Origin of the sequence: Lentzea flava (genome assembly GCF_014648475.1) — a bacterium.
GTDB lineage: Bacteria > Actinomycetota > Actinomycetes > Mycobacteriales > Pseudonocardiaceae > Lentzea > Lentzea flava.
Genome location: NZ_BMRE01000054.1, coordinates 27,417 through 50,909, shown reverse-complemented (window position 1 = coordinate 50,909; position 23,493 = coordinate 27,417). Strand labels below are relative to the sequence as shown.

18 protein-coding genes and 2 pseudogenes are annotated in these 23,493 nt (G+C 64.1%); 9 read left to right on the top strand and 11 right to left on the bottom strand.

The features are described 5' to 3' along the window. Positions 1-250: 250 nt before the first annotated feature. Together IEZ09_RS38120 and IEZ09_RS48025 are read right to left on the bottom strand one after the other, a co-directional pair. Positions 251-514 (bottom strand): cytochrome P450, encoded by a 264-nt coding sequence (locus IEZ09_RS38120; protein ID WP_189258705.1) that lies wholly within the window; start codon positions 512-514, stop codon positions 251-253. Between the two features lie 190 nt (positions 515-704). Then, positions 705-1,085 (bottom strand): annotated as a pseudogene (locus IEZ09_RS48025) (IS66 family transposase); the annotation flags it as partial. Positions 1,086-1,639: 554 nt separating this feature from the next. On the opposite strand from IEZ09_RS48025, the gene IEZ09_RS38110 reads away from it, so the two are divergent. Continuing rightward, a complete protein-coding gene (locus tag IEZ09_RS38110; RefSeq protein ID WP_189258703.1) occupies positions 1,640-2,263 on the top strand; it encodes a class I SAM-dependent methyltransferase in 624 nt (207 codons plus the stop codon). 259 nt (positions 2,264-2,522) lie between these two features. Next, the gene (locus tag IEZ09_RS38105; protein WP_189258702.1) at positions 2,523-3,788 is read left to right on the top strand and encodes a cytochrome P450; all 1,266 of its coding nucleotides are present in this window, start codon (positions 2,523-2,525) and stop codon (positions 3,786-3,788) included. A gap of 1,171 nt (positions 3,789-4,959) precedes the next feature. Here the strand turns inward: IEZ09_RS38105 and IEZ09_RS38100 are convergent. Then, positions 4,960-5,547, bottom strand: a complete 588-nt coding sequence (locus IEZ09_RS38100; RefSeq protein WP_189258701.1) for a hypothetical protein — start codon at positions 5,545-5,547, stop codon at positions 4,960-4,962. Positions 5,548-5,930: 383 nt separating this feature from the next. On the opposite strand from IEZ09_RS38100, the gene IEZ09_RS38095 reads away from it, so the two are divergent. Beyond that, positions 5,931-6,095, top strand: coding sequence for a hypothetical protein (locus IEZ09_RS38095; RefSeq protein ID WP_189258700.1), 165 nt, complete (start codon positions 5,931-5,933; stop codon positions 6,093-6,095). A gap of 161 nt (positions 6,096-6,256) precedes the next feature. Here IEZ09_RS38095 and IEZ09_RS38090 read toward each other — a convergent pair whose 3' ends face one another. Beyond that, positions 6,257-6,409, bottom strand: a complete 153-nt coding sequence (locus IEZ09_RS38090; RefSeq protein ID WP_189258699.1) for a hypothetical protein — start codon at positions 6,407-6,409, stop codon at positions 6,257-6,259. An 88-nt stretch (positions 6,410-6,497) separates the two neighbouring features. Between IEZ09_RS38090 and IEZ09_RS38085 the strand changes: the two genes are divergently transcribed. The 4 genes from IEZ09_RS38085 (at position 6,498) to IEZ09_RS38070 (ending at position 8,693) form a co-directional block, all read left to right on the top strand. Next, entirely contained in the window at positions 6,498-6,821 is a 324-nt protein-coding gene (locus IEZ09_RS38085) for a hypothetical protein (RefSeq protein WP_189258698.1), read from the top strand. Between the two features lies 1 nt (position 6,822). Continuing rightward, on the top strand, positions 6,823-7,179 hold the full coding sequence (locus tag IEZ09_RS38080) for an IS3 family transposase (RefSeq protein ID WP_189258697.1): 357 nt from the start codon (positions 6,823-6,825) through the stop codon (positions 7,177-7,179). A gap of 27 nt (positions 7,180-7,206) precedes the next feature. After that, entirely contained in the window at positions 7,207-7,566 is a 360-nt protein-coding gene (locus IEZ09_RS38075; RefSeq protein ID WP_189258696.1) for an integrase core domain-containing protein, read from the top strand. A gap of 263 nt (positions 7,567-7,829) precedes the next feature. Next, a complete protein-coding gene (locus tag IEZ09_RS38070; RefSeq protein WP_189258695.1) occupies positions 7,830-8,693 on the top strand; it encodes a tyrosine-type recombinase/integrase in 864 nt (287 codons plus the stop codon). A gap of 315 nt (positions 8,694-9,008) precedes the next feature. On the opposite strand, the gene IEZ09_RS38065 is transcribed toward IEZ09_RS38070, so the two are convergent. From IEZ09_RS38065 to IEZ09_RS38030, 7 genes and pseudogenes are all read right to left on the bottom strand, one after another. Then, positions 9,009-9,488 (bottom strand): hypothetical protein, encoded by a 480-nt coding sequence (locus tag IEZ09_RS38065; protein WP_189258694.1) that lies wholly within the window; start codon positions 9,486-9,488, stop codon positions 9,009-9,011. Between the two features lie 462 nt (positions 9,489-9,950). Continuing rightward, positions 9,951-10,268 carry a hypothetical protein gene (locus tag IEZ09_RS38060; RefSeq protein WP_189258693.1) on the bottom strand — a complete coding sequence of 106 codons (318 nt, stop codon included), beginning with the start codon at positions 10,266-10,268 and terminating at the stop codon, positions 9,951-9,953. A gap of 183 nt (positions 10,269-10,451) precedes the next feature. Further along, positions 10,452-11,618 (bottom strand): annotated as a pseudogene (locus tag IEZ09_RS38055) (IS3 family transposase). 197 nt (positions 11,619-11,815) lie between these two features. Continuing rightward, complete coding sequence (locus IEZ09_RS38045; protein WP_189258691.1) at positions 11,816-12,595, bottom strand: hypothetical protein; 780 nt, start codon at positions 12,593-12,595, stop codon at positions 11,816-11,818. Positions 12,596-13,317: 722 nt separating this feature from the next. Continuing rightward, a complete protein-coding gene (locus tag IEZ09_RS38040; RefSeq protein WP_189258690.1) occupies positions 13,318-15,993 on the bottom strand; it encodes a TIR domain-containing protein in 2,676 nt (891 codons plus the stop codon). Positions 15,994-16,052: 59 nt separating this feature from the next. Beyond that, positions 16,053-18,416 (bottom strand): EAL domain-containing protein, encoded by a 2,364-nt coding sequence (locus tag IEZ09_RS38035; RefSeq protein ID WP_189258689.1) that lies wholly within the window; start codon positions 18,414-18,416, stop codon positions 16,053-16,055. A 3-nt stretch (positions 18,417-18,419) separates the two neighbouring features. Further along, positions 18,420-19,037, bottom strand: coding sequence for an RNA polymerase sigma factor (locus tag IEZ09_RS38030; protein WP_189258688.1), 618 nt, complete (start codon positions 19,035-19,037; stop codon positions 18,420-18,422). A gap of 389 nt (positions 19,038-19,426) precedes the next feature. On the opposite strand from IEZ09_RS38030, the gene IEZ09_RS38025 reads away from it, so the two are divergent. Further along, positions 19,427-20,221: an SAM-dependent methyltransferase gene (locus tag IEZ09_RS38025; protein WP_189258687.1), complete on the top strand. Its 795-nt coding sequence runs from the start codon at positions 19,427-19,429 to the stop codon at positions 20,219-20,221. A gap of 662 nt (positions 20,222-20,883) precedes the next feature. Further along, the gene (locus tag IEZ09_RS38020; protein ID WP_189258686.1) at positions 20,884-23,475 is read left to right on the top strand and encodes a bifunctional diguanylate cyclase/phosphodiesterase; all 2,592 of its coding nucleotides are present in this window, start codon (positions 20,884-20,886) and stop codon (positions 23,473-23,475) included. Positions 23,476-23,493: the final 18 nt, after the last annotated feature.

Sequence of the window (23,493 nt, the reverse complement as noted above, 5' to 3'; positions counted from 1 at the left end):
GGCATCGAGAGCACGAACAGGCCATCCGCCACCCGCTGACCCACCGTGACCGGTAGCTGATCATTAAGATCACCTGCGCAGTCCCTCCCGCGTGCGGTGTGCGGAGACCCATGTCCATGGTCGCCGCACACCGCACGTCATCCATGGTTCGCTGGCGGATTCCCTCTGTGCTGCCTCGATCTGCGAGCACCGCTCGGACCCAGGCCTGGCAGGGAGCTCACTGCTCAAGCGGGGGATACGCTGTCCACGATCAGATGGCGTCCATGCCGTGACCGAAGCAGAGATGGCACTGCGCGGAGCGGTCGATTCGGAAACGGTCGGGTTCTGGAAACTTGGCGGGATCGCAGTTAGCGGCAGCCAGGGAGATCAGCACGATCTCGCGGCTTGGAATGACGGTGCCACCGATGTTGACCTGCTCGATGGTGAACCTGAACATCGGTGTTAGCAACGGACCGCTGAAACGCAGTACCTCGTTCAATGCGCTGTCGATCAGCGTTGGATCCGCGCGCAGCATGGCCAGCTGGTCGGTGTGGAGCCCCTGGCATAGGCGTCGAAAGTCGTGGTCGCTGCGACTCCAACCTGAGCGATCGGCCAGATGGACGTAGCTGTTCAGCTCGGGTGAGTGCTGAGGGCAACCACGCGCCGGTGGTGAACGCCCCCGGAGGGCGTCGAGTTTGACCAGTCCCACTTCGCGGCCGTGGTTGTCACACCTCCTTTGGCGAGCGCGCCGAGATAGTGGTTGCGCAGACGAGCCAGGGTGGCCACGTCGAGGGCGCCGAAGCCTGCGTCGCGGGTGGAGTGGGCGGCGTGGCGGACCTCAGCAGAGTGTCGGCCATCGCATTCGCCCAGATCTGGCTGCCTGGGTGAGCGTCGGAGATCGACCGTAGGTCACGCAGCAGATGCGCCCCGCAGCAGGCGAGCAGCGCGCCAGTGGGGTGCTCGTGGCCGGCGTAGCCATCGCGCACCAGCACCCCGAAGAACGTCGGCAGCACACTCCCGGCGTCGATATCGGGGGCCGATCGGCCCCCAACGTGCATCAGGGTCAGATACTCGGTGCACGCGACATGTACGTACGACAAGGCACCAACGGCGCGACCCGTGGTCTAGTCGGCGTGCAACACCGGCGCGCCAGCCAGCAACGTCTTCATATGATCGAGAATGGTTTCTCCAGTCGGCGTCCAGCGCGGCCTCGAATGCCGGCAAGAAACCCGGTGGAGACATCGATGCCGGTCAAGGCTTCCAGCAACGCCGGCGCCCGTCCGGGGCAGGAAATGTCCGCAGGTCAACAGGGCACAGCGGACCAGAGTCTCCGGGCTGATCCGCACCGGCGACCCCAGGGCGGCCACCACCTCCCGGTGCGGGTTGTCCGCCGCCACTGCGTCCCGCCCCGGCGTGGTCACCGACCACAGAACGGGGAGGTTTTCGACACCCGCGGGTACTCGATCACCTCTGGTGACGGGCAGGAGCGCACGTCCACCACCTGACGCCGCTCACGCCTGGCCACGGGCGCGCACCCGCCCGCGGTATTCGCACTCAAGATCTTGAAAGATGGTAGCTAGTTGGATATGTTTGGAGATCTGTTCGGCTCAACCTAGCCTCTCTTGTTGCCGCGTCCTATGGTGCCGCGTACCTTTGCGCCATGACGAATGTCCATGATCATGATGGTCGAACGCATGATCGAGAGTTCTGGTTTCAGCGATCCCAGCCCAGGACCGATTCCTCATTCGATGATCTTGCCCAGGTGTTTGACCCGGCACGTGTACAGGTTCTCGAGTCTCTGGACATCGAACTGGACTGGCGATGCCTCGATGCGGGTTGCGGTCGCGGGTCCATTGCGACCTGGCTTGCCCAGAAGGCATATCGTGGGCAGACTACAGCGTGTGAAGTGGAGATTCGCCTGGCAGGGGCACCGTCGTCTTCGTTGCGAACGCCGGAGTGTGACATTGGCGCGGCGGATTTCAAACCGGAAAGCTTCGAACTGATACACGCGCGACTGCTTTTACAGCGTCCCTCCAATCGTGACCAGGTTCTTGACCACATGGTTTCCTGGTTGGCGCTTGGCGGGTGGCTCGTCGTGTCCGACGGGTTCGATCTCGCCAAGGGGAGCGTCGCGCATCCAGAGTATGCGCAAGTCTATACCGAAGTCTATCGCATGTTGGAATTGAAAACGGCTACTCGGTCTGACCGGGGAGGCGATGCCATCCCAAGCCACTCCAGCGGCGCGGGCTTGTCGGCATTCGACTTGCGATCGACGTCCCTATAGTGCACGGCGCAGGCTTGCACGCGACGATGCTCTCGAAAAATCTGACCCCCTTGCCGTCGGCGTTGAAAGCGTGCGGAATGCAAGATGCAACGTTTGGTACGGTTCTCCCACAATTGCTTTACCCTGAATTCCGGGACCTCGGGTTCGGATTCGCAATAACCGTTGGACGTAAGCCCAGTTTCGCCACGGCCTCAGACGTTAATCGCAACTAGCCATGTCCTGCATCCACCCGAGTCGACCGAAATAAGGACCGAGTACAGTGAGCGAGTCGATGAACACAAGTTTCAACTTCATGCAAGAGTTGGCGAAGCCGCAGTACCGCGGGAATCCATACCCCCTGCTGAATCGGCTGCGCGAGAGTGATCCGGTGCATCGGACAGTAGAGGGCTTCTATCTGATCGGCCGACACGAGCACGCCTCGAAAATACTCCGAAACGCTAGAGCCGAATTTGTGAAACCGGACCGAGCGTGGCTGGAGAGCCGTTTTCCCGACTATTACAGTCACCACTCGCTGAAAAGGTTCTCAACCGCGCTGACATCGGTTAACCCACCTGATCATACTCGGTTGCGCAGAATCCTTGCCCGGTATTTCACAACCTGGTCCCCTTCGAAAATTCAGGAGTCAATGGAAAGGAGATGTGCAGGCCTGCTAAATGATGTTGCGGCCCGTCTGCGAGACGGGGAAGAAGTTGATTTCCACAGAGGTTTTTCCGAAGCATTAACGATAGCCACGGTCGGCGACTTTGTTGGAGTGCCCGAGGAGGATAGAGCGCGGCTCGTCACGTCCGCCTACGCAGCTTTGAGGGCAGCTCCGGAGGCTTCGTCCGAAACGCTCGCGCTTGCGGACGAGCACAGCAAAAAGATAGATTCTTATCTCGTGCATCTGATCAGTCAGCGAAAAGCCGAACCCCGCGACGATCTCACCAGCTTCTTCGCGCGGATGTTGGATGACGGGATCGAAGAAATCAGTGAGGACGAAGTCATTGCGACGTTGTGGATCCTTTGGGTGGGAGGCTTTCATAACGCTTCCGCGTCGATCAGTCACGGCATCAGGCATCTCCTGAGCGATCGGGGTCTGCGCAGATGGATGACAGATGACGTATCGGTGTCGTCGTTTGTCAATGAAACGCTGAGGTACAACCCCGCTCTGTTGATCACCCCTCTGCTGCGCATCGCCGTTCGTGACGTCGATCTCGGCGAAGGGATAATGCTGCGATCTGGATCAGGGGTTCGGGTTGTGATTGGCGCCGCGAACCGAGATCCCGAAATGTTCACCGCGCCAGACATATTCGACCCGACTCGTGACAACCGGGGCGTGCTCAGTTTCGGACTCGGCCCCAACTTCTGTCCTGGCGCTAGCCTCGCTCGTCTGCAGATGGCCACCGCGTTGAGGCAAGTCGTCAACCGGTTCCCTGGGCTCGCCGTAGCTGCGGAGCCGACGTGGTCGCCCCTCCTTTTCAATCATCAACCGTTGACGTTGCCGGTCGTCTTGCGCGAAGAATCCGACATGGCAGTGATCGCGTGATCAGCCACCGCCCTCGGCGCGCTTCGCCGCCACTGTTCGTTCTCGCCCTCAGAGCATGCCAGTGCTGCGCTGGGGTTGTCCCGTTTGCCGAACACCTGGTTTTCACGCGGCGTGAGCGGCGCGTGTTTCGGCGGGGATTCGGTGACCGATGGTCGAATGTAGACGGTCGTGGTTGTAGTAGCGCAGGTAAGCGAAGACGTCGGATCGTGCCTCGTCTCGGGTCGTCCAGGGGAGTGTGGGGGAGTCGATCGCCCACCCGAACACCCGGCAGGGCCACGGCGCCTGGCAGGTGCGCACGTGGCTGGCGGACTGTCCCAGAGCCGGGCTTGTCCTCGTTCCACCACTGGAGGGCCGGCGCGCAGCACTCATCGCTGCGGACTCCGTCATCGGCGACAACGGTGCCACCACCTGCTACGGAGCTGTGCTCGGCCGGCCCACGCTGCTGGCAGGGTTTCCCGACGGAAATGTCGCGGCCGGGTCACCGGTTGACCTGCTCGGGCAAATCGCACCGAGGCTGAAGTCCCGCCGATCCCTCCGATCGCAGATCGAGCAGACCATCGACGCCCACGATCCGAGCCGTTACGACGGCGTGTCGGAGCTCGTCACCTCGGTGCCGGACGAGTCCGCCAAGCGACTCCGCGCCTTGTTCTACGAGGTCATGCGGCTGCCAGAACCGATCGGCGAACCGGTGCTGTGGAAGATTCCCAGCCACGGGCTCTCAGACCAGCGCCCGAGGCCGAGCGCAACGCTGGTGACGGTGCGCTTCCGCGACCACAGCGCCGAACTCGTTCGCTATCCGGCCGAAGTCCGAGTGCACGGCGTGGTGCCTCCGGACACCGACGATGCCCACGTCGTGAGCCACGTCGATCACCCAGGCCGAGCATTGCGCTCGATCGCCGACGTCCTCTTGTCTTACGAGGACGAACTCGAAGAGCCTGCGGATGACTGGCTCCGGGAAACAGCTCTGCGCCACCCCGACTGCGAACTGATCGCCGTCATCGGTGAGGACAAGGTGCTCACGCGGACCCAGGACGGACAGCATGTAGAGCTGTCCAGGAACGCCCCGGACGGCTGTGCGTCGCTGGTGTACGTGTGGCTCGCCGAAGGTCGTCGCGTCGAGGACCTGCCACGAACCATGACCGTTCACAGAGGACAGTCCACGGAGGACGTTTCAGTCAGGGTGTGTGAGGCGGTAGGCTTCGAGGCGATGCTCTTGTGCCGCTTCGCGCTCGCCGAGAAGATCCTCCGTGTCCGCGAGCGCACGCAAAGCCCCGATTTGCAGTGCGGTTGCGTTGTGCCGGGCGAACAGCGCCACAACTCGTTCCTGCGCCGACGCGGCGAGCCGCTGCTGCCCGGCGGCAACGTGGGCGGACGCCAGCTGCATCAGGACTCGCGCCCCGTTGATGTCCTCGCCGTTGACGTGGAGGTAGCTCAACGCACGGTTGAGCTCGTCGACCGACGTCGTGCAGTCGCGGTTGGCCAGCAACCGGTTCACATACATCGTGATGAGGATGCGCGCCCGCCCGCGATGCACGGGGTCATGCACGCGTTCCGTCATCTCGAACGAGAGGTTCAGGTAGCGCAGTGCGAGTTCGAGGTCGCCCTTGCCTCCGTGAGTTATGCCATGCCACTCCAGCGCGCTCTGTTCACACAGAACATGACCGCACGCCTTCGCGATCTCCAGCGAGGTCGCGAAATGTTCCAGCGCAAGATCGAACCGTCCCGCCAGCTCGTGACCGGTGCCGAGCTGGTTGCGCATCCGCGACAATGCGGGCTGATCGCCCGATCGGGTCGCGGCGGCAAGCCCGATCTCGCTGATCTCGACCAGCAGCTCGGCCCGGTTGCTGTTGTACAGTCACGGCTGCAGGGCTTCGCAGAACGCGGGCAGCACCTCGTCGAGCTCCAGTTCGTCGGCGGTGCGGAACGCCTCCACGAGATTGGTCTGCTCGAGTTCGAGTTCTCCCACGCGAGCGCACCACGCTCGACCGCAGGCTCCACATCGGCGAACACCGTGGTCGACCACCAGCGTGGCCAGTGGGCCTTGCACAGCGCCGTGGCCCGGCGGGCGTACCAGAGCATGATCCGCAACCGCGCTTCGGTACGCTCTGCCTCTGTCGAGTCGCGGCGGGCTCGGTCCTGCGCGTGTTCACGCGCCACGGCGTGGAAGCGGAAGCGATCGCCGCCCACCTGCTCGAGCAGATTCGCCTCGAAGCGGGCGTCGAGCAGGTCGACTGCGGCCTCCTCGTCCACGTTCAGCAGCGCCGCCACGGCGGGCACGCCGAACTCGGGTCCGGTGTGGAGCGGTAGCAATCGGTACGCACGTGCCTCGTCCGCAGCGAGTTCCAGGTAGGACATGTCGAATATCGCCTCGACAGGCAACTCGTCGTCATCATCGTTGGCGCGCAGGTCGAGCGACCGGCCTGACAGGATCTTGCGCACCACGATCGGCAGGGATCGGCCGCGGCCGTTCAGCCTCGCTGCGACGAGTCTGAGCAAAAGCGAATGCCGGCGCACAACGCGATCAGGTCCTCGAGCGCGGCCTGTTCGGCGGCGGAGCCCACGAGGTCGAGCGAGCGGGTGAGCAGATGACGAGCGCTGTCCCGACCGAGCGGGTCGAGCACGATGGGGTGGAACTCGTGCCTTGAGGTTCACCCCAGGCAGTGGACACCGAGTTAGCAGGATCAGCGGTCCTGGTGAAAGGATGTCCGTATGCCTCCTCGTAAGCGCCGGTCGTACACGGCTGAGTACAAGGTCGAGGCTGCGCATCGAGAAGGACAACGCGTTCCTGGTAAAAGCCTCGGCGTACTTTGCCGCGATGCAGAAGAACCGGCCCGGTTCGCTCTGATAGCCAAGTACGCCGGCCCCGATGACGTCGCCGGCGTGACCGGCATCGCCGCACCCGAGGGTGACAGGTTCGCGGTCCGGCGTATGGCACGCCTGCTGAGCGTCTCGGCCTCCGGCTACTACCCGCATGTGAAGCGGTGCGCCGCAACGAAGTTGACGCCTCGTCAGCAGCGCCGCGCGGACCTGTGAGGTGAAGATCATCCAGGCGCACAAGGACTCCGACGGCACCTACGGGTCGCCACGGACCACCGCGGAGCTGCGGGATCAGGGCGAGGTGATCAGCGCCAAGACCGTCGCCAAGGTCATGGCCGACATCGGGATCGAGGGCATCAGCCCCCGCACCTTCAAGGTGCGAACGACCGTGATCGACCCAGCCGCGTCGTTCCCACCGGACCTCATCGAGCGCGAGTTCGACCGGGGCCACCCCGGCACCGCGTGGCTGACCGACATCACGTACTTGTCTTGTAGTGAGGTCGAGTCTTGTGGTGAGGGCGAGTTGTTCCTGTGCGCCATCCGGGACGGGCACTCGCGCAGGGTGCTCGGCTAAAGCGTCGCCGACCACATCGGTGCCGAGATGGTCACCACCGCCATCGAGGCCGCGGTGGCCGCCCGCGGCCGTGACTGTCGTGGCACGGTCCTGCATTCCGACCGCGGCGGCGAGTACACGGCGAATCTGACCGCACAGGCCTGCTTTCGGCACGGGCTGCGCCGGTCGATGGGCGCGACCGGGATCTGCTGGGACAACAGCCCCGCGGAGTCGTTCTGGTCGACGTTCAAACACGAGCACTACTACCGGCACGTCTACGCCACGAAGACGGAACTCGTTGCCGCAGTTGACAATTGGATCCGTTTCTACAACAGCACGCGGCGGCACTCCAAGCTCGGGATGCGCAGTCCCAGCGACTATGAGAAGTCACTCCGAGCAGCCGCCTGAACTTCTTACGCCCCTGTCCATCGTTCGGGGTGAACCTCATCGCGCCACGGTCAACGACTTCTTCGAGCAGTACTTACGCACGCCTTACCGTCGAAGCGACGACGGCGGCCAACTACGAGACGTTTGGCGCGGACCTATGTGATGCCCATCGTGGGGCGTCGCCTCATACAGGACTTCGTGCCGTCGATGGTCGCTGCGCTCTACGAGCACCTGCTCACCGAGGGGCGTCAGAAGCGCAACACCAACGGTGAGATGTACGAGCTGTGGAAGGCGGCTCGCGAGGCGAATCGGGAGATTCGGCCGCGGAAGATCGCCGACAAGGTCGGTGTGACTTACGCCGCTGCGCGCCGTGCGGTGCGGCGTTACGAGGTGGGGCGGATCCCAAGCCGTATGAGCCGGGGCTCGCGCCGAAGACGGTCACGAGCGTGCATATCATGCTCAGCTCTGCGATGAATGTGGCGGTGTTGTGGAAGTACATCAGCCTGAACCCGATCCGGAGCGTGAAGGCTCCGTCGGTTCCGAGGCGGAACCACAGCACCTGGACTCCCGAACAGATGATGCTTTTCCTCGAGCACGTGCGGCACCACCGCTGGTACGCGTTGTGGGTCCTTGAGGCGTCGACGGGAGTTCGCCGTTCGGAGCTGTGCGGCGTGGAGATCGCGGCCTTCGGTCTCTCGAAGAAGGTCGTCCGTATGGCTGCCACTACACGGGTCATCGCTGCGGGAAAGGCGGTGAAGGGTTCGGGCAAGAGCCAGAAGAGTCGTCGGTTGCTCGCGCTGGACAGCTTCACCACCGGCGTGCTGACCGTGCACTTCCAGCAATTGGAGAAGGAGAAGCAGGACTGGGGCGACGCCTATCAGGACCACGGGCTGGCGTTCTGCTGGGAAGACGGTCGGCCGATCTATCCGGACACCATCACGGAGGAGTTCAACAAGATCGTCGATTTCCTCGGGTTGCCGAAGATTCGGTTCCACGACTCCGGCACACCTACGCGACGATCTCACTGCGCACGGGTGTGCACCCGAAGATTGTCAGCTCTCGCCTGGGGCACGCGACCGTGGCGTTCACCCTCGACACCTACTCCGCGGACATCGAGGACCTTGATCGCGACGCCGCCGAGGCAGTGATTGGTCTGTTCCTGCCGCCCTCGCAGAAGGGGCTGGTCTGAGGTGGAACGACGCAGGTTTACTACCACTTTTACTACCGTGGCCCCGAAACGAGGGGTCTGCGAGTGCCCGAGAAACCCGGAAGCCCCCGACCTTCGCAGGTTAGAGGCTTCCGGGTTGTGTGGGCGATACTGGGATCGAACCAGTGACCTCTTCGGTGTGAACTCTCGGCATTAAGGTCGACTGTGGCCTTTGCTGAGGTCAGAGGGTCTGTGCTGGTCGCTCGCGGGTGCACTCGATCACCGGGGTTGCTGTACTTCTCTGCTGTACGAGAAGCTAGGCGACAAGGTCGGTTAGCAGCTCAGGAACAAGATCATGGAACTGCTGCCTGGTCCTTCCATCCTGCCCGAGAGGCAGCTCGATCGCCCTCTGACGCCCCTCGTACTCGAGGGTTAGGATTCCGCCGCGCGGCCACTCGGTGTCTTCGGCATAGGACCAGTCCTCGTCGGCGTTGGTGCCGCCAGCCTTGATCTCCATCTTGATCAAGCTCCGTCGTGCCCAGGTCGTGACGAGGGCCGTTCCAGTGTTGCCGGGGTTGTCATTTGGTGTCGACCACGTCGCGTGGATTACGCGCGTTGCTGTCAGGATGACGCATTGCCCGCTCATGGATTTGTCGTGCGGCGTGTGTTTGATGTCGACGTACTGCGCTTCCTCGCTTCCCATCAGAGCCTCGATGCGCCGTACAACATGGGGACGCGGTCGGTAGTTGCCATCGAACATCGCATGCATGATCTTGCGGGCCCGTTCTTCGCCCATTGGGCCTCCTCCTGCGCTCGGCGCCCCCGACGTCATGTCTTGGTTCTATCGCCGAACGGAGTCGGATCGTCACGCCGAACCGTGGAATCGAGCTCACAATGCCGCCCACACCGCCCCCGTTCCCTTGTCGCTGCTGCGCTTAGCGCGTGGACGGTGGTGTCAAGAGTGGCCGTGAGCCATCGCGCAGTGCTCTTGGCGATGGCGTCCACGCGTTAAACGATGGTGGGACACGGGCGCGAAGACCTCACGAGGCAAACAGGCCACTTGCGCAGCTGCGAGGCCGGGCGGTCGCTGTCCCGTCCGGTCGGGGTAGGCCTGCCTCCGTCGCCGGGCGCGGCCGGAGGCCGGGTCCCGCCCGCTTGCCCGAGCGACAAAGAGATGAGGCCGTGAAGCCCTGCCGAACGGGGATGGAGCGGCGACCCGAGCGGCCCCGCAGGGGGCCGCCTGTCTCATCCTGGTGGCTTACTTGCGCAGTCCTCGCATGTCAGCCTCGTAGAGCAGTGCCTTCCTGAGATCATCCATGCCGTCCGAGTGCTCAGAGAGCGCATCGGTGTTTGCTGCGATGGCAGCAGCGTTCTGGGCCGCCAGATCATGCCCGTGGCGTAGCTCGAAGTAGATCGCCCTCAATGTCAGAACTTGCGCCCAGCCGATATGGGTGAGCTCGGTCGGTTCGGTAGGTGTCTCGTCGGCATAGCTCAGATGGTCGATCGCATCGGCGATGCACTGCTCGCCTTGCTGCCGGTACGTGGCGCTGGTGTCGCTGTCTGCGTGGTCGCTCACCTTGGCACCGTAGCGATGAGCGGCTGGATCTGGCTGCTGTCGCTGGCGAGTTCACTCTTCACATTGTTCTAGCCAGGCGTCCAGATCAGCACGTCGCACCCGCAGTTCGCCATTCGGTAGCTTGATGCAGCGTGGCGCCCGATTCTTCATGGGGTCTGCTGCACGAGTAGGTGACAGCGGTAGTCACGCAGCCTGACTGGCTGGCGTGGCCATGATTGTCTCGTATTCGATGGGGGTCAACCGGCCGAGGGCGGCCTGGCGTCTGCGACGGTGGTAGGTGCGTTCGATCCAGGTGACGATCGCGATCCGCAGTTCCTCGCGAGTCGACCAGGAACGCCGGTCGAGAACGTTGTTCTGCAGCAACGCGAAGAAGCTTTCCATGGCGGCGTTGTCACCCGCCGCACCCACCCGGCCCATCGACCCGGACAGGCCGTGGCGCGCGAGCGCGCGGACGAATTTCCTGGATCGAAATTGTGATCCGCGGTCGGTGTGCACCACGCAGCCGGCGGTTTCACCGCGGCGGGTGAGGGCGTTGGTGAGCGCGGTGACGGCGAGGCGGGACTTCATCCGGGAGTCGATGGAGTAGCCGACGATCCGGTTGGAGCAGGCGTCCTTGACCGCGCAGAGATACAGCTTTCCTTCTGTGGTGCGGTGTTCGGTGATGTCGGCCAGCCAGAGCCGGTTCGGCGCGGTGGCGGTGAAGTCGCGGCGGACCAGGTCGTCGTGCACCGGCGGGCCGGTCTTCTTGCCGTTGCGGCCGCGTTTCTTGCCGAACGCGCTCCACCAGCCCATGGACGAGCAGATCCGCCACGCGGTCCGGTCCGCCATCGACACACCGGCGTCGCGGGGCCTCGTCGGCGAGGAATCGGTAGCCGAACTCCGGATCGTCGCGGTGCGCGTCGAACAACGCGTTCGCCTGATGAGCCCGCTCGAGTTCTGTCCCGGTGACCGGCCGGGCCCGCCACCGGTAGTACGGCTGTCGAGCGATGTTCAACACCCGGCACGTCACCGCGACGGGAATCCCGTCGGCGGCGAGCTCGTTCACGAGCGGGTAGAGCCTTTTCCCGGCAGGTTCGCCTGCGACAAGTACGCGGTCGCGCGGCGCAGGACCTCGTTCTCCTGCTCGAGCAGCTTTATCCGCTTGCGGGCCTCGCGCAGCTCTGCCGAGTCACTGCGGCTCACACCGGATTTGGTGCCCTCGTCGGTCTCGGCCTGGCGCAGCCACTTGAACAGCGTCATCGGGTGGACCCCGAAGTCCTTCGCGATCTGCTCGACGGTCACGCCGGGCTCGCGGTCACGGGCGACCCGCACGACATCGTCGCGGAACTCCTGGGGGTAGGGCTTGGGCACAGCGACATCCTCCCAGCTCACCATCACGGCAAGCCAACTCAGATGTCACCTATCCGTGCAGCAGACCCATGCGCCACTCATACAAGGTTGACCGCGAGATCTGTAGTTCCTCGCAGACTTCGTTTACTGACAGCAGCTTCCGGTCGGGGTTCGTTGGCACCAACTCGCCTGCCCTTCGGCTAGCGCAGCACAGGTCGTCACCTGCTGAGGATGTGGTCTCGGAACTGCCAGGAGCGCGCAAGGATGCAGGCTCCCGGCGAGGCCATCGGTTCCGACGTCAACATGCGCTTGACGGTCTCCTCGGTGAACGGAACGCCTTCCGACACTGATGTCGACTCGATCGCCGTCACCAACGCTCCCTCGGCATTAATCTGCACTGTGTTCCCAAAAATATCGTCGAACACGTCGTCGTCGATCACAACGGCTGTCAGCAACGTGGCGGTCAGTGTGAGCGTGTCGAGCCCGATTCCGAGGCAGTAGGCGTTCACTTTGCTCTGAGACCGGGCCTTCTCCAGCGACCCGTAGAACGGCCATTCGTCGTACTGGATCGGCACACCTTGACTGCCGTCGCGCTCTGGTTCGCCGAGCAGCTCCTCGGAGTACTCGCGGACCATGTTGCGCCACAGGTCGAAGTCGTTCTTCGTGTCCCATGACGCGACGCTGGACGGCTGGAACTCGCCCGCGGGGATGAGGCCGTAGATGCCGGCCGCGGTGGCAACCTTCGTAGGATCACGCCAATGCAGTAGGAACGTCGCACGGCCGGTCTCGCGCTGACGGCGCAACGTGAGCGTCTCGATCGCGGGCATCACCGCACGCCGGCGGAGGTCGAATGGATCTCCGATCAGTCCACGCAGGGGCAGAGCCGACCAATCGGGCACCTCGTCGGCGGGCCCGGATCGCTCAACCGCAGCAAGCTCGTGCGCTGCAGCCTCCGACGCGTCCAGCTTGTCGGAGTATGTGCCGAGGCCGAAGCCCAACTGCGGCGAGTCGTCACGGAGATCTGCACTCAGCAGGCGATAGCTCGCGCGGTTCTCGAAGAGCGCCGGTCGATCCAGGTACCGGATTGCTGACCCAGTTGTTCGCACTGGCCGCCTAGAACGCAACTGGGTCGCGAGTTTAGCTCGACGGCCTCGGGTGCGACCTGCGGGTTGTTGATCGGGTGGCGCATGGTCTGCATCGGTGAGAGGTAGATCGGCCTCCATACCAGGGCCAGGCAGATGGCAACCGGCCCAGAACGCTGCCCGACGACTCGTCAGTTTGCCGAGCAGCCCGGCGAGTGCGGCACGACGGACAAAGCGCCGTTGAGCATGATCACAGGGTGGCGTTCATCCGGCCGAGGAGTGTGCCGGGATCACCGATTGCCGGAAGCTGACCCTGATGACGTCGTCGATACCCACTTTGGGTTGCCGGGATCCGGCATCCCCTCGACCGGCATTTCGACGCGAGCGGGCTGGAACAGACTAGTGGTCGTGGCTGATCGGCGCGTCGTGTTCCGGCCGCTGGAAGTGACCGAATTGGACGGAACCGTCGCTCATCATCACCCTTTCCGCGCGCTGAACTGCTACTCCCAGGGTGATCGTCCGAAGGCAGGCGGGCGATACAACGTGTGCAGAGGATCCCGGGCATCGTCATGTTGCGCAGCATCAGCTTGGAGCCCGTGCTGTAGACACGCCACCGCGTTCTTCCGGGGCCTCGGTGATCACGGCTGCGGAGCGAGTTTGCCTGCCATCGCGCCGAGCAGGTGTTGCGCCATCCTGCCGTGCAGGCCTTTCGCCGCGAACTCGTTGAGAAGCGTGTCGATCGACTTGCACACGATGCTCTTGTTCGCGGGGGAGGCAGTGCTGATGAGGTTGCTCAACCGCTCTTCGACCGACGAGCGGTGCAGCCGGGCGTTCCGCGAGTTCCAGGTCTCCTCGCTCCACGGATCGGTGGCCGCGGCGGCGTGCAGTTCGGCACTGACGATCCTCCTGATGATTCCCGGTGCGGGCTGAACGTGTCTGAGGGCGTCCGTGCTGAACTCCAGCGCGAGAGGGTGGTCTTCTGCCGTGACGAGCTGGAGCATCTCGCTGGCGCCGTCGTCGTGCTTCTGGTCGTAGAGCTGCAGTGCGATGCGTGCGACTGGTCCCCAGCGGATGTCGCGGCTGCGGGCGTGGATCGCCAGCCAGAGGGACTCGGCGTTGTTGTTGCTGCGGACCAGGTAGTCGGCTGCGAAGAACTCCAGGAACGTGCGGTGGGTGAAGCCGTAGGTGGGCTTGCCGCGGTTCGAGCCGCCGTCGCTCAGCACCCAGGGGCGGCCGGTGCAGAAGTCGACGAAGGCGGCGGCGTGCTCCTCGGCTTCGTCGTGATCGAACCCCTTTTCCTCCAAGTACTTCATCAGGACCGCCATGATCTTCACGCGGGGCCAGGACGTGCTCATGTCGTCACAGGAGGTCAGCTGGCTCCAGGCGAGGTAGCCCACCGCTCCTCGCAGTCTGCCTTCGAACCTGGCCGGCAGCGGCACACCGCGCATCTGATCCCACTGCTCGAAGAGCATCAACGCGCACTTCTCGTAGACCTGTGCGAGGTTTGTGGGCAGGTAGTGTTCGCTGGCGTACATCGAACACAGCAAGGCGAGCAACAGCGGGTTGCTGCGCAGTTCGCCGACGGTGTCACCGTGTTGCAGGAACGCGTCGGCAAGCGCCGTCCGGTCGTGTTCCGAGGTGTTCACGTCCAGCGCGAACCAGCGTCGAACGTACGTCGCAACCTGGTGATCGTCGAACTCCTTGATGGTGCCCACGTCGAACTGCTTCGGGTTCAGTGCGGCCGTCTCGTAGCCGACCTTTCTGGCGGTCACGATGATCGGTACCGACATGAACTCGTCGGCGAAGGACTCGACGAGGCGGGCGAACCGGTCCCGAAGATCGGTGTCCACGAGCTCGTCCACACCGTCGAGAAGAACGACCGCTCTTCCGTTGCGCAGCAAGTACTCCACGGCGTTGGGCGGAGGATCGAGGTTGTACGGCTCCCGGCACAGCGCTTCGAGGTATGCGACGAGTCCACGTCCGCCTTCCCTCAGAGAGGCCGCGACATTGCGCAGAACAAGGAGAAACGGCACTCGATCGCTGCTGTCGCAGGCGATCTCCCAAGCGAGCTTGGCCATCATGGTCGACTTGCCGGCACCGGGATCTCCGAGGAGGACCGACCGGCTGCCGACTTGGACGCTCGCAGTGGCACCCTGAAGCGTCGGTGTGACGTAGAGATCGTCGTACGCGACTGCCGCGCTCATACCTGTGACGCGCAGATGGGGAAGTCGCATGACGGCGTGCAGCGCGGCGACTCTGCTTCGCATCCGTTGCGCGAAGCCGTGAATCTCGGCCAGACCGTCGATGTCTCCGAGCAGCACCACGTTGCTCGTCGCGGACTTCGCCGCCTGGTGGCTGAGCCACGTCGCGACCTCGGTGGTGACCACCGGAAGCAGCAGTTCGGCGACGCAGGTCTCGGCGCAGTCGACCAGCGCGCTGAGCACGGTGAGCGCACCCTGGTTCCGCAGCCTCTCGGGCAGGTCGAGGTGGTGGCGAAGCCCGTGGAAGATCTGCATGCGCAGGACCGCGGCGATGTTTTCGTCGTTGTGGTCGAAGAGTCTCCACAGCAGGACCTGAAGGCGGATCTCCTCGAAGTCGGGCGACTCGAGGTAGTGCGTCAGCGCTGCCAGTTCATTCGGAGCCAGTTCGGACTTGAGAGCGAACTCGACGCTTGTTCGGAGGTCTTCGCACAGACGCGTACGGACTCGCCGGTTGCGGAGCTGGGCGTTGACCGTGCGGTACACCGCGTTGCCGGAAGGCGGGTCTGCTCTCAGGGGCGCTGCCACCGGGGCGGGTGGCAGCGGGTTGAGCTTCTTGAACACCGGAATCTTGCCCAGCGCTGGTTCGGGCTCCGCCGGCTGGCCGGTCAGCAGGCGCAACAACTCCTCGGCGCCAGTCATGGTGAAGTCACGGACGTGGTACACGGTCGACGTGGCTGGAGCCAGAAAGTCCGGTACGCTTGCGGTCGACTGCCCCGGCAACACCACCGCGACGAACCGGCCGAGGTTGTGCGGCTCCGCGTAGAAGGCGCTTCGGATCAGCCGTGCCTCCCACTGCACTCCTCGGCCGTCATGCGGGCCGCTGCGCCCCTCAGCCCGCCTGCGGTAGGTAGCCGATGCCACTACCAGCACGCGGTCGGCCAGCCGGATCTCCTCGGCCATCCACAACGCCCAGTCCTGCGGCTGACTCGCGGCCGAGCGATCCAGCCGGGCGTCGATTCCGTTGGCGCGCAGGAAATACCACAGCGCGCGGACCTGGTCGCTGTGCCTGTCCGATTCGTGCGCGTACGAGATGAACACTCGTTGCGGCCGCACTGGCTGCTCCTGGTGGAAACGTGTGTCGAGGCTTTGCCGTGGGTGCACCGCCTGAATGTTCAAGACGCCTCAATCAAGGTCTGGACGTTCGCCTGTGCGTTCAGTTGAACGTGACGGTGAATGTCGTGCGGTGACTGTGAAGGGCCGGCGAGCTTCCCCTGGATGAGTTGTGCTCGCAGGTGCTGTGCGGCTTTCAGCTGCTCTGGAGAGTCGACTCCCTGCAGAGTGACGGTCAACTCCAGCGTTCGCGCCATGTCGGCGAGAGCGGAGGTGATGGCGAGCGAACATTGGTGTTGAGGTTCCGTTCCGCCGAGGCGGGAGGTCAGTCCAGGCGGGATCGCGATGCCCTCGAACGTCACCTGGGGGAGCAGGTCGAACCGTTCGAACTCACTACCGAAGTCGTTGAGGCGCAACGGTATTCCGAGTGTGCTCAGCTTTACGAGATGTTCTGTGCGGATGCCGTGCCACAGCGGCGAGCCCGCCATGCTGAGTCCCAGCCGCAGCAGGTCGGGCTGGACCCGGCTGGTGATGAGCACGCGGCGGACGTTCTCCACGAGCCGATCTCCGCGAACGAGGCGCCGTGGCACGTTGATGGTGATGAAGGGTGCTCGTGAGCCCAACGAGTCCCTCCAGGCCTTGGCCTGTTCGGCCGCGGTGCGCAGGATCCACGGAGTGAGGTCCAGATCGAGTCCGATCTCGTCGGCCAGAGTCAGCAGATGATCGATGGGAAGTCGACCGTGATCCGGGTGCCGCCAGTGCAAACCTGCCTCCGCTCCCACCAGCGTTCCTGTGTCGAAGTCGACGAGCGGTGCGTAGGCCAGTTCGAGTTCGTTGTTGTCGATGCCTGCGGGAAGGTCGGCGAGCAGACGGCTGTCCCAGGACTCGCCTGTCCCACGTCGGGCTTCGACCAGGGCTCTGCGCCGAGTCGGCGGGGTCGACTGCTGCAGCATCAGCTCCGCCCGTGCGAGCAACTGATCCGCGGTGTCGTCGATGTCGGTCGCGCGGACGACGCTGATGCGCGGCTTGACCACCAGCTTGTAGGCTCCCATGTGGACGGTCTCGCCCAGCCAGGCGATCACGTGCGCGACGAGTTCGTCGATGCGGCTCCACACGGCGGGGTCGGTGATCAACGCGCAGAACGTCGCGCGGTCGTGGCGTGCCACCATGTCCACCGCTCCGCCGACCGCTCCCCGGAGCCGATCTGCGAGCAGGCGCACGAAGTTCTCCCCGACCTCCGACCCCAGCTCCTCGGTGATCATGTCGAGCCCGTCGAGTCCGACCACACACAATCCCACGGCGTCCAGCGGGATCGCCTCGTGCAGCGCGTCGTCGAGCCGGCGTTTCAGGCACTGCCGGTTGGGCAGGTCGGTGGTGTCGTCACGCTCCGCCGCATGATCGAGCCTTGAGTGCCACCGCTGCACGTCCGTCACGTCTGCCATCACCACTCTGGCGCGACCGGCCCCACCCGGTTCGGAGACCCAGGTGATGGTCAGGCTGGCCCACCGCGGTTCGGGATTGTCGCGGTGGCCCACCTCGATCGCGTCCAACACGGCGGTGTGGCGGTGGGCTGCCACCTCCTGGCACGCCTGCTCGACCTGCCTCGCGTGCTCCTCGTTCAGCACGAACGTCGCGAGCGGCTGACCGATCACCGGGCCGTCCGAGCGTCCGACGAGGAACTGCAGCGCCGAGTTCGCGCGCGTGATCACTCCCTGCGAGTCCACCAGACACATGCCGAGATCCGAGTCGTCGAAGGACGACGCGAACTGGCCGGCGTCAGCAGCGAGCGCCTCGTTCTGGTTCCGGTGGGCGCGGTCCACGGCTTCGGCCAGCGACATCTGCTCGTCGAGCACTCGCTGACGTGCGCCATCGGTGAACCCTTCGGCGAGACCTCCGAGCAGACGCGCCCGCCGTTCGGGTTCCGCACCGCTGAACGCAAGCAGCTCCTCGGTGAACGGGGTCAGCACTTCCATCGTGTGACGCAGCGCCGGTGTCGTGAGCTCCAGGTCGTAGGCCAGCTCTCTGCCGATCAGTTCTGGAGAGAGACGAGCGCTGACCGGGTCCACGAGCCATCTGGCAAGCTCGTGGGTGAACTCCGTGAGCCGGCTCCGCAACCAGGTTCGGTTGGCTGAGATGACACTGCTCCGCAAGAGCCCATCCAGCCAGGCCTCCGCCGTGTGCACGATGCGCTCATCGCTCGGATCGAGTACCGGTGGTGGAGCGGCACCGTGACATTCGTCGTCGCTCGGGGCTAGATTCCCTGAGAGGATCGCATCGAGCACGCGCTGTTCCTCGGCCTCGTCGATCGGTTGCCAAGTCACCTCGCGCAACCACTCCGTGTAGGCCGCCAGCCGCTTGTCGACCTCGCGGAGTGCGTGCGCTTGCGTGCCCGGAATCCACCGCAGAAGCCATCCGATGAGATCCATGCGTCAGTCCTCCTCGTCGTCGTGGTGATTTCTCGGCAGCCGATCTGCGGCGGGCGGGCCGGCGCCCTGGTCTCCAGCACTGTCCGAATTTCCTGTTCGAGTTCGGCGTTGACGTCGCCGGGGCCGTCGGCCGAGTTGCTTCGCCAGCAGCTTTCGAGCCTCAGAGACGTAACTCGAGACTGACTCGGTCTTGCAGCCGAGTGCACGGGCTATGTCCTCGTTGGGGTAACCCAACATGCGCATGGTCACGGCCTTCCGGAAGCGTGGCGGAAGGGACTCGAGGGCTTGCCAGATCGTCGCGTGGTCCGAGCCGCTCGTGGTGCCTGCGCTGGACATCCGCGCGTGCATCTCTGTCGGTTCCAACAGAAGCTCGTGCTGTGCGCGAAATGCGTCGACCGCCAGGCGTCCAGCCGCGACCTTCGCCCAGGCGATCTTCTCGCCTCTGATCTTCTCCCAGTCGCGCCAGACCCGTGCGAAGGCTTCGTTCGCGATGGAATCCGAGTCGGACTGGGGCCAGCGGGAGTGAACGTAGCGACGCAGGCCGCGATAGTGCTCGCGGTAGAACTCTTCGAACTCGATCTGGGCGCGGTCATCTCGGCCCAGGCGACGGCCATCGGTCACGCCCCGTCGTCCTCACCTGGCTCGCAACTGCGGGACAGGTGCACACCGATTCCCCCTCCAGGCCTGGTACCGGCCGACCGCCTGCCGTGGACATCGGCCACGACGGCGGTGGTGGCTGTGCTCAGGTCTGCCAACGCCGAACCCCCTTGGTGCTGATTGGTCCGCGGGCTCGACCTTGGAGCCCGTCCTCACCACCTCACGGAGGAGCCCCCTGGGAAATTCATGCTACGAAGGCGTAGTTCACTCGATCGTGTGACATCTTGGAGGAGTTCCATCATGTATGGAATTCACGTCTGCCTCACGTCCGATCGATGGAATCCCGCCCGTCCAGCGGAACGCGGAACCTGCCCGGCCCGATATGATCATCATCGACGGACGAGGGAGTGGCCGTGGCCGGACAGTCCGATGGCGACCTCACACGGGCAAGCGCCGCACGGGTGCGCGACTGGCTGCTCGGAGGCACCCTCAATACGCCGATCGACCGGTTCGTTGGCAGGCAGATCGAGAACGTCCTGCCATCGATCCGCCAGCTTCTCCACGCCGGACGGGCATTTCTCCGGCTTGCCGTCGCCCACATGCTCGAATGCGGAATCAGGCAGTTCCTCGAGCTGGGGCCCGGCTTTCCCATGGCGGGCCAGGTCCACCAGCTGATCCAAGAACGACAGCTCGACGCCGCTGTGGTGTACGTCGATCGAGATCCCGCGGTCGTCGCACTCGGTGAGAGCGCGCTGCGCGGCGTCAGAGGTGCAGCCTTCGTCCACGCTGATCTTCTCCAACCGCACGCCGTTCTCGACCACGAGGAAACCAGAAGGCTGATCGACCCGGCCGAACCCGTGGGCCTGCTGATGATCGAAGTGCTGCAGACGGTGCCGGACGAAGCCCGCCCAGATCGGCTGGTCAACGCGTATCGCAAGAGGCTCTGCTCAGGTAGCGGGCTGGCGCTGAGCCACGTCGCTTCAGGCCTTGCGCCCCAGTACGAGTCCTTCAACGCGGCCCACAGCGCACTTTTCGGTCGCGTCGTTCCACGCGACCGCGAGGTGCTCAGCTCATGGCTGAGCGGTCTCGAACTGGTCGAACCCGGGCTGGCACCGCTCTCCGCAGTGTTGCCCGACGAGGGCAGATCTGTTGGGCAGGACGATGATTCGCTGCGCCACACCTTGGCAGCGATCGGGTATGAGCCGTAGCAGGTACTGTGCAAGCGCGGAGGGTTCGCTCGTTTTCGCGCTGCTCAGTTCGGTGGTCGGAAGGGCCCACAGCGCGGACGCACGTCCGACAACGGAGCGGAATCCGCGCTGCCGAAAAGTACGGCTGCCTTGTCCTGAACTTCGGGACCATCAGCCCGACGAGCCGCATCTGCACTACGCGGATCATCGTGATCCACGCACAGGTCCACGCAGCTCTTGGGTCCAGGCGTCGCGTGGCGCACCACCAAGCCCTCGCACGCCAAGTGCACCACCGCAGCAGCACCGATGCGTCCGGCTGTTGTCCGCGGACAACAGCCGGTTGTCCGCGGTGGCCAGCTTGTTTCTCGTGGACAGGCGGCTGGCGGAACGACGCTGTGCAAGCCTCCTCGGCACAAGAACCGGTGCTGAGAGGGACGCTGTGGGAACTGTGCTCAGGGAGATTTGCCGTACTGTCCGACTTGCGCTTGCCACGTGGCACCACACGTTCCGGTTGTGTGTCATCGGGGTCGTGATGTGCCTGATCTACCTCGCCGCATTCCACCAATGGTGATCAACAGGTGCGGGTGAGCAGCGTCGACGTAGGTGAACGGGTTGTCCAGGACGCCTGGATGACAGGAACGGTGGTCATGCGGTCTGGTCGGCCTTGGGGTCCGTTGAAAGGTGTGGACCCGGCACTGCACGACTTGGCGCGATACCTGCGTGGTGTCGTGGACGAGTCGACCCTTACTTCGAAGGAAGTGGGTAGCCGCTGCGGTTGCAGTGATTCGACGGTGTCGAAGCGGTTGGGTGGTGACCAGCTGCCCGAATGGCAGTTCGTCGTAGCCGTGATCGACGCGTGCACTGTTGGAGAACATCGGGCGGAAGACCGCAAACGCGCCGTGCGAGCCGCGTGGGATCGCGCAGCGCACTCGCTCTATCGTCGGCCGTCCGGGTCGTCGGACGATCCGCGAGCCATGATCTTGGAAGCGCAGGCTGAGACGATCTCGGCCCAGCGGCAGCTCCTCAAGGTCACCGAGGAGCTGAGCAGGGCGCACAAGCAGCTCGCGAAGTGCGCTCAGGTAGAATTTCAAGCGTCACAAGTGATTCTCGTGCTGCAGATCGTCCTGACAAGGCTGTCACGCCTGATCTCCGGCCTCACCCGAGACCGTGATCGTTACCGAGCCGAGGCTGCGGGCTTCCGAGAGGAGCTTGAAGCTGCGCAGGGCCGGCTCGACAACGCCGAACGTGAGCGCGGCAGGGCGGAAACCCAGCTCGGTCAAGCCAAGGAGGAGCGCCGTCGGGCGAGCGTGTTGACGGAGGAATCGCGCGCGAAGATCCGTCTGCTCGAGACCAGGCTGGTAGACGCCGACGAGCCTGAAGCGTTGGACGGTGTCGAGATTGCTGGTCTTGTCACCGAGCCGATGGCACCTTCTCCGGACGACATGCTGCTCGACATGACCGCCGGGCTTGACCGCGTGCAGCGTCTTCTGGATGAGCAGGACAGTGACCTGAGTCGACTTGAGGCGGAGCGTCCGACGGTTGAATCTGCGGCCGATGATGTGCTGTCGGATGCCGGAGCCCGATATCGCAGCGCGTTCGCCGACTCCATGACGGGTATCGCCATTCTGGATCTGGAAGGACGGATCCTCGAGGTGAACCCGGCGTTGCAGAAGATGATCGCGTTCGACGAGGACGAGCTGTGTGAGCACGACGTTCGGGATTTTGTGAGCCCTGTGGGGGCAGGTGACTGGCGATTTCACCTGGATCTGATCGGGGAAGAGGTCGATCAGTTCCGGTTTGAAGGGGTGATTCACAGGGCGGATGGCGAGAACGTTCGCACGAGGTGCACGTTGTCGCTGGCTCGCGATGATCGTGGCGAGCCGCAGTATCAAGTTGCGACTTTCGAGGATGTCAGCGAGCAGTACTTGGTGCAGAGCCGCCTTCGCTACCAGGTGCTGCATGACTGGTTGACCGGTCTGCCGAACCGCGCGGCGTTTTTGGACCGGCTCAGGGGAGTGGTCGGTGAGGGCGGGGGACGCGGAAGGGTTGCTATCTGCTACCTCGGGATCGACGGGTTCAAGGTCGTCAATGAGTCACTGGGCCACGACATCGGCGACCAGGTGCTCGTCGAGGTGGGCCGTCGACTCCATCATTCGGTTGCAGGGGCGGGCAGGCACGTCGCCCACATGGGCAGTGACGAGTTCGCCATCCTCGTCGAGGGTTCGAAAGAAGCTCAGAACGCCGTAGATGTCGTTGAACGAGTCATGCAGGAGCTGGAGCCGCCCGTGCTGATCGGCGACCACGCTCTGTCCGTTTCGGTCTCTGCCGGCATCGTGGAACGGTCGATCCAAAGTGGTACGGCCTCCGATCTCATGCGTGAAGCGGACATCGCGCTTCGTTGGGCCAAGGACGACGGTAAGGCTCGTTGGGCCCTGTACGACGCCGAGCGCGATGCTCGCGACGTGGCCCGGTTCACGATGTCTGCCAGAATGTCTCTGGCCTTGGAACTGGACGAGTTCTATGTGATGTACCAACCTTTGGCGCGGTTCGACAACTCGGCAGTGGTCGGCGTCGAAGCCTTGATCTTCTGGGAACATCCGGATTTCGGAGTCCTGGGACGGGATCGCTTCATCGAGCTGGCTGAGGAGACCGGCTTGGCGCTGAAACTCGATCGCTGGTTGCTCCGGACGGCCTGTCGTGATGCGCGTTGGTGGCGGGGCATGTTCGGGGATGCGGCTCCTGTCGTTTCTGTGAACATCTCCGCGCGCATGCTGCGCGATCCGTCCCTCGTGCGTGACGTGGCCCGCATACTCAGTGAGTCTCATCTACCTGATCAGCATCTTCAGCTCGAGTTCACGGAGGACGCTGTCACGAGTGCGGCAGACGTCTCGCTGCACTACCTGCGCGCCTTGTCGGATCGAGGCATTCGACTCGCGATCGATGACTTCGGCACCGGCTACTCCAGCAGGGAATTCCTGCGGCGACTGCCCGTGCGCGAGGTGAAGATCAGCGAGCTTCTGGTGCACAGCCTGTGCTCGACGAGCGACGAACGCCCGGCCGACGCGTCGATCGTTTCTGCGCTCGTGGAGTTCGCACATTCCATGTCGTTGGCGGTGACTGCGGTTGGCGTCGACACTCCCTCGCAGGCTGTGCGCTTGCAGGACATCGGTTGCGAGTTCGGCCAGGGCGAGTTCTTCGGCCCTCCTCTGAACTCCGAAGGAGTCGCGTGGTTGCTGCGCACGGGCCTCGGGCTAACCTGTACCAAACTCGAATAGCGTTGTGTCACAAGGTGT

Bases quoted from the DNA above. Each gene is read 5' to 3' on its own strand.
- IEZ09_RS38065 (WP_189258694.1), bottom strand. From the start codon at position 9,488: ATGGGCGAAGAACGGGCCCGCAAGATCATGCATGCGATGTTCGATGGC.
- IEZ09_RS38100 (WP_189258701.1), bottom strand. From the start codon at position 5,547: ATGCGCAACCAGCTCGGCACCGGTCACGAGCTGGCGGGACGGTTCGAT.
- IEZ09_RS38035 (WP_189258689.1), bottom strand. From the start codon at position 18,416: ATGGATCTCATCGGATGGCTTCTGCGGTGGATTCCGGGCACGCAAGCG.
- IEZ09_RS38120 (WP_189258705.1), bottom strand. From the start codon at position 514: ATGCTGCGCGCGGATCCAACGCTGATCGACAGCGCATTGAACGAGGTA.
- IEZ09_RS38110 (WP_189258703.1), top strand. From the start codon at position 1,640: ATGACGAATGTCCATGATCATGATGGTCGAACGCATGATCGAGAGTTC.
- IEZ09_RS38075 (WP_189258696.1), top strand. From the start codon at position 7,207: ATGGTCACCACCGCCATCGAGGCCGCGGTGGCCGCCCGCGGCCGTGAC.
- IEZ09_RS38085 (WP_189258698.1), top strand. From the start codon at position 6,498: ATGCCTCCTCGTAAGCGCCGGTCGTACACGGCTGAGTACAAGGTCGAG.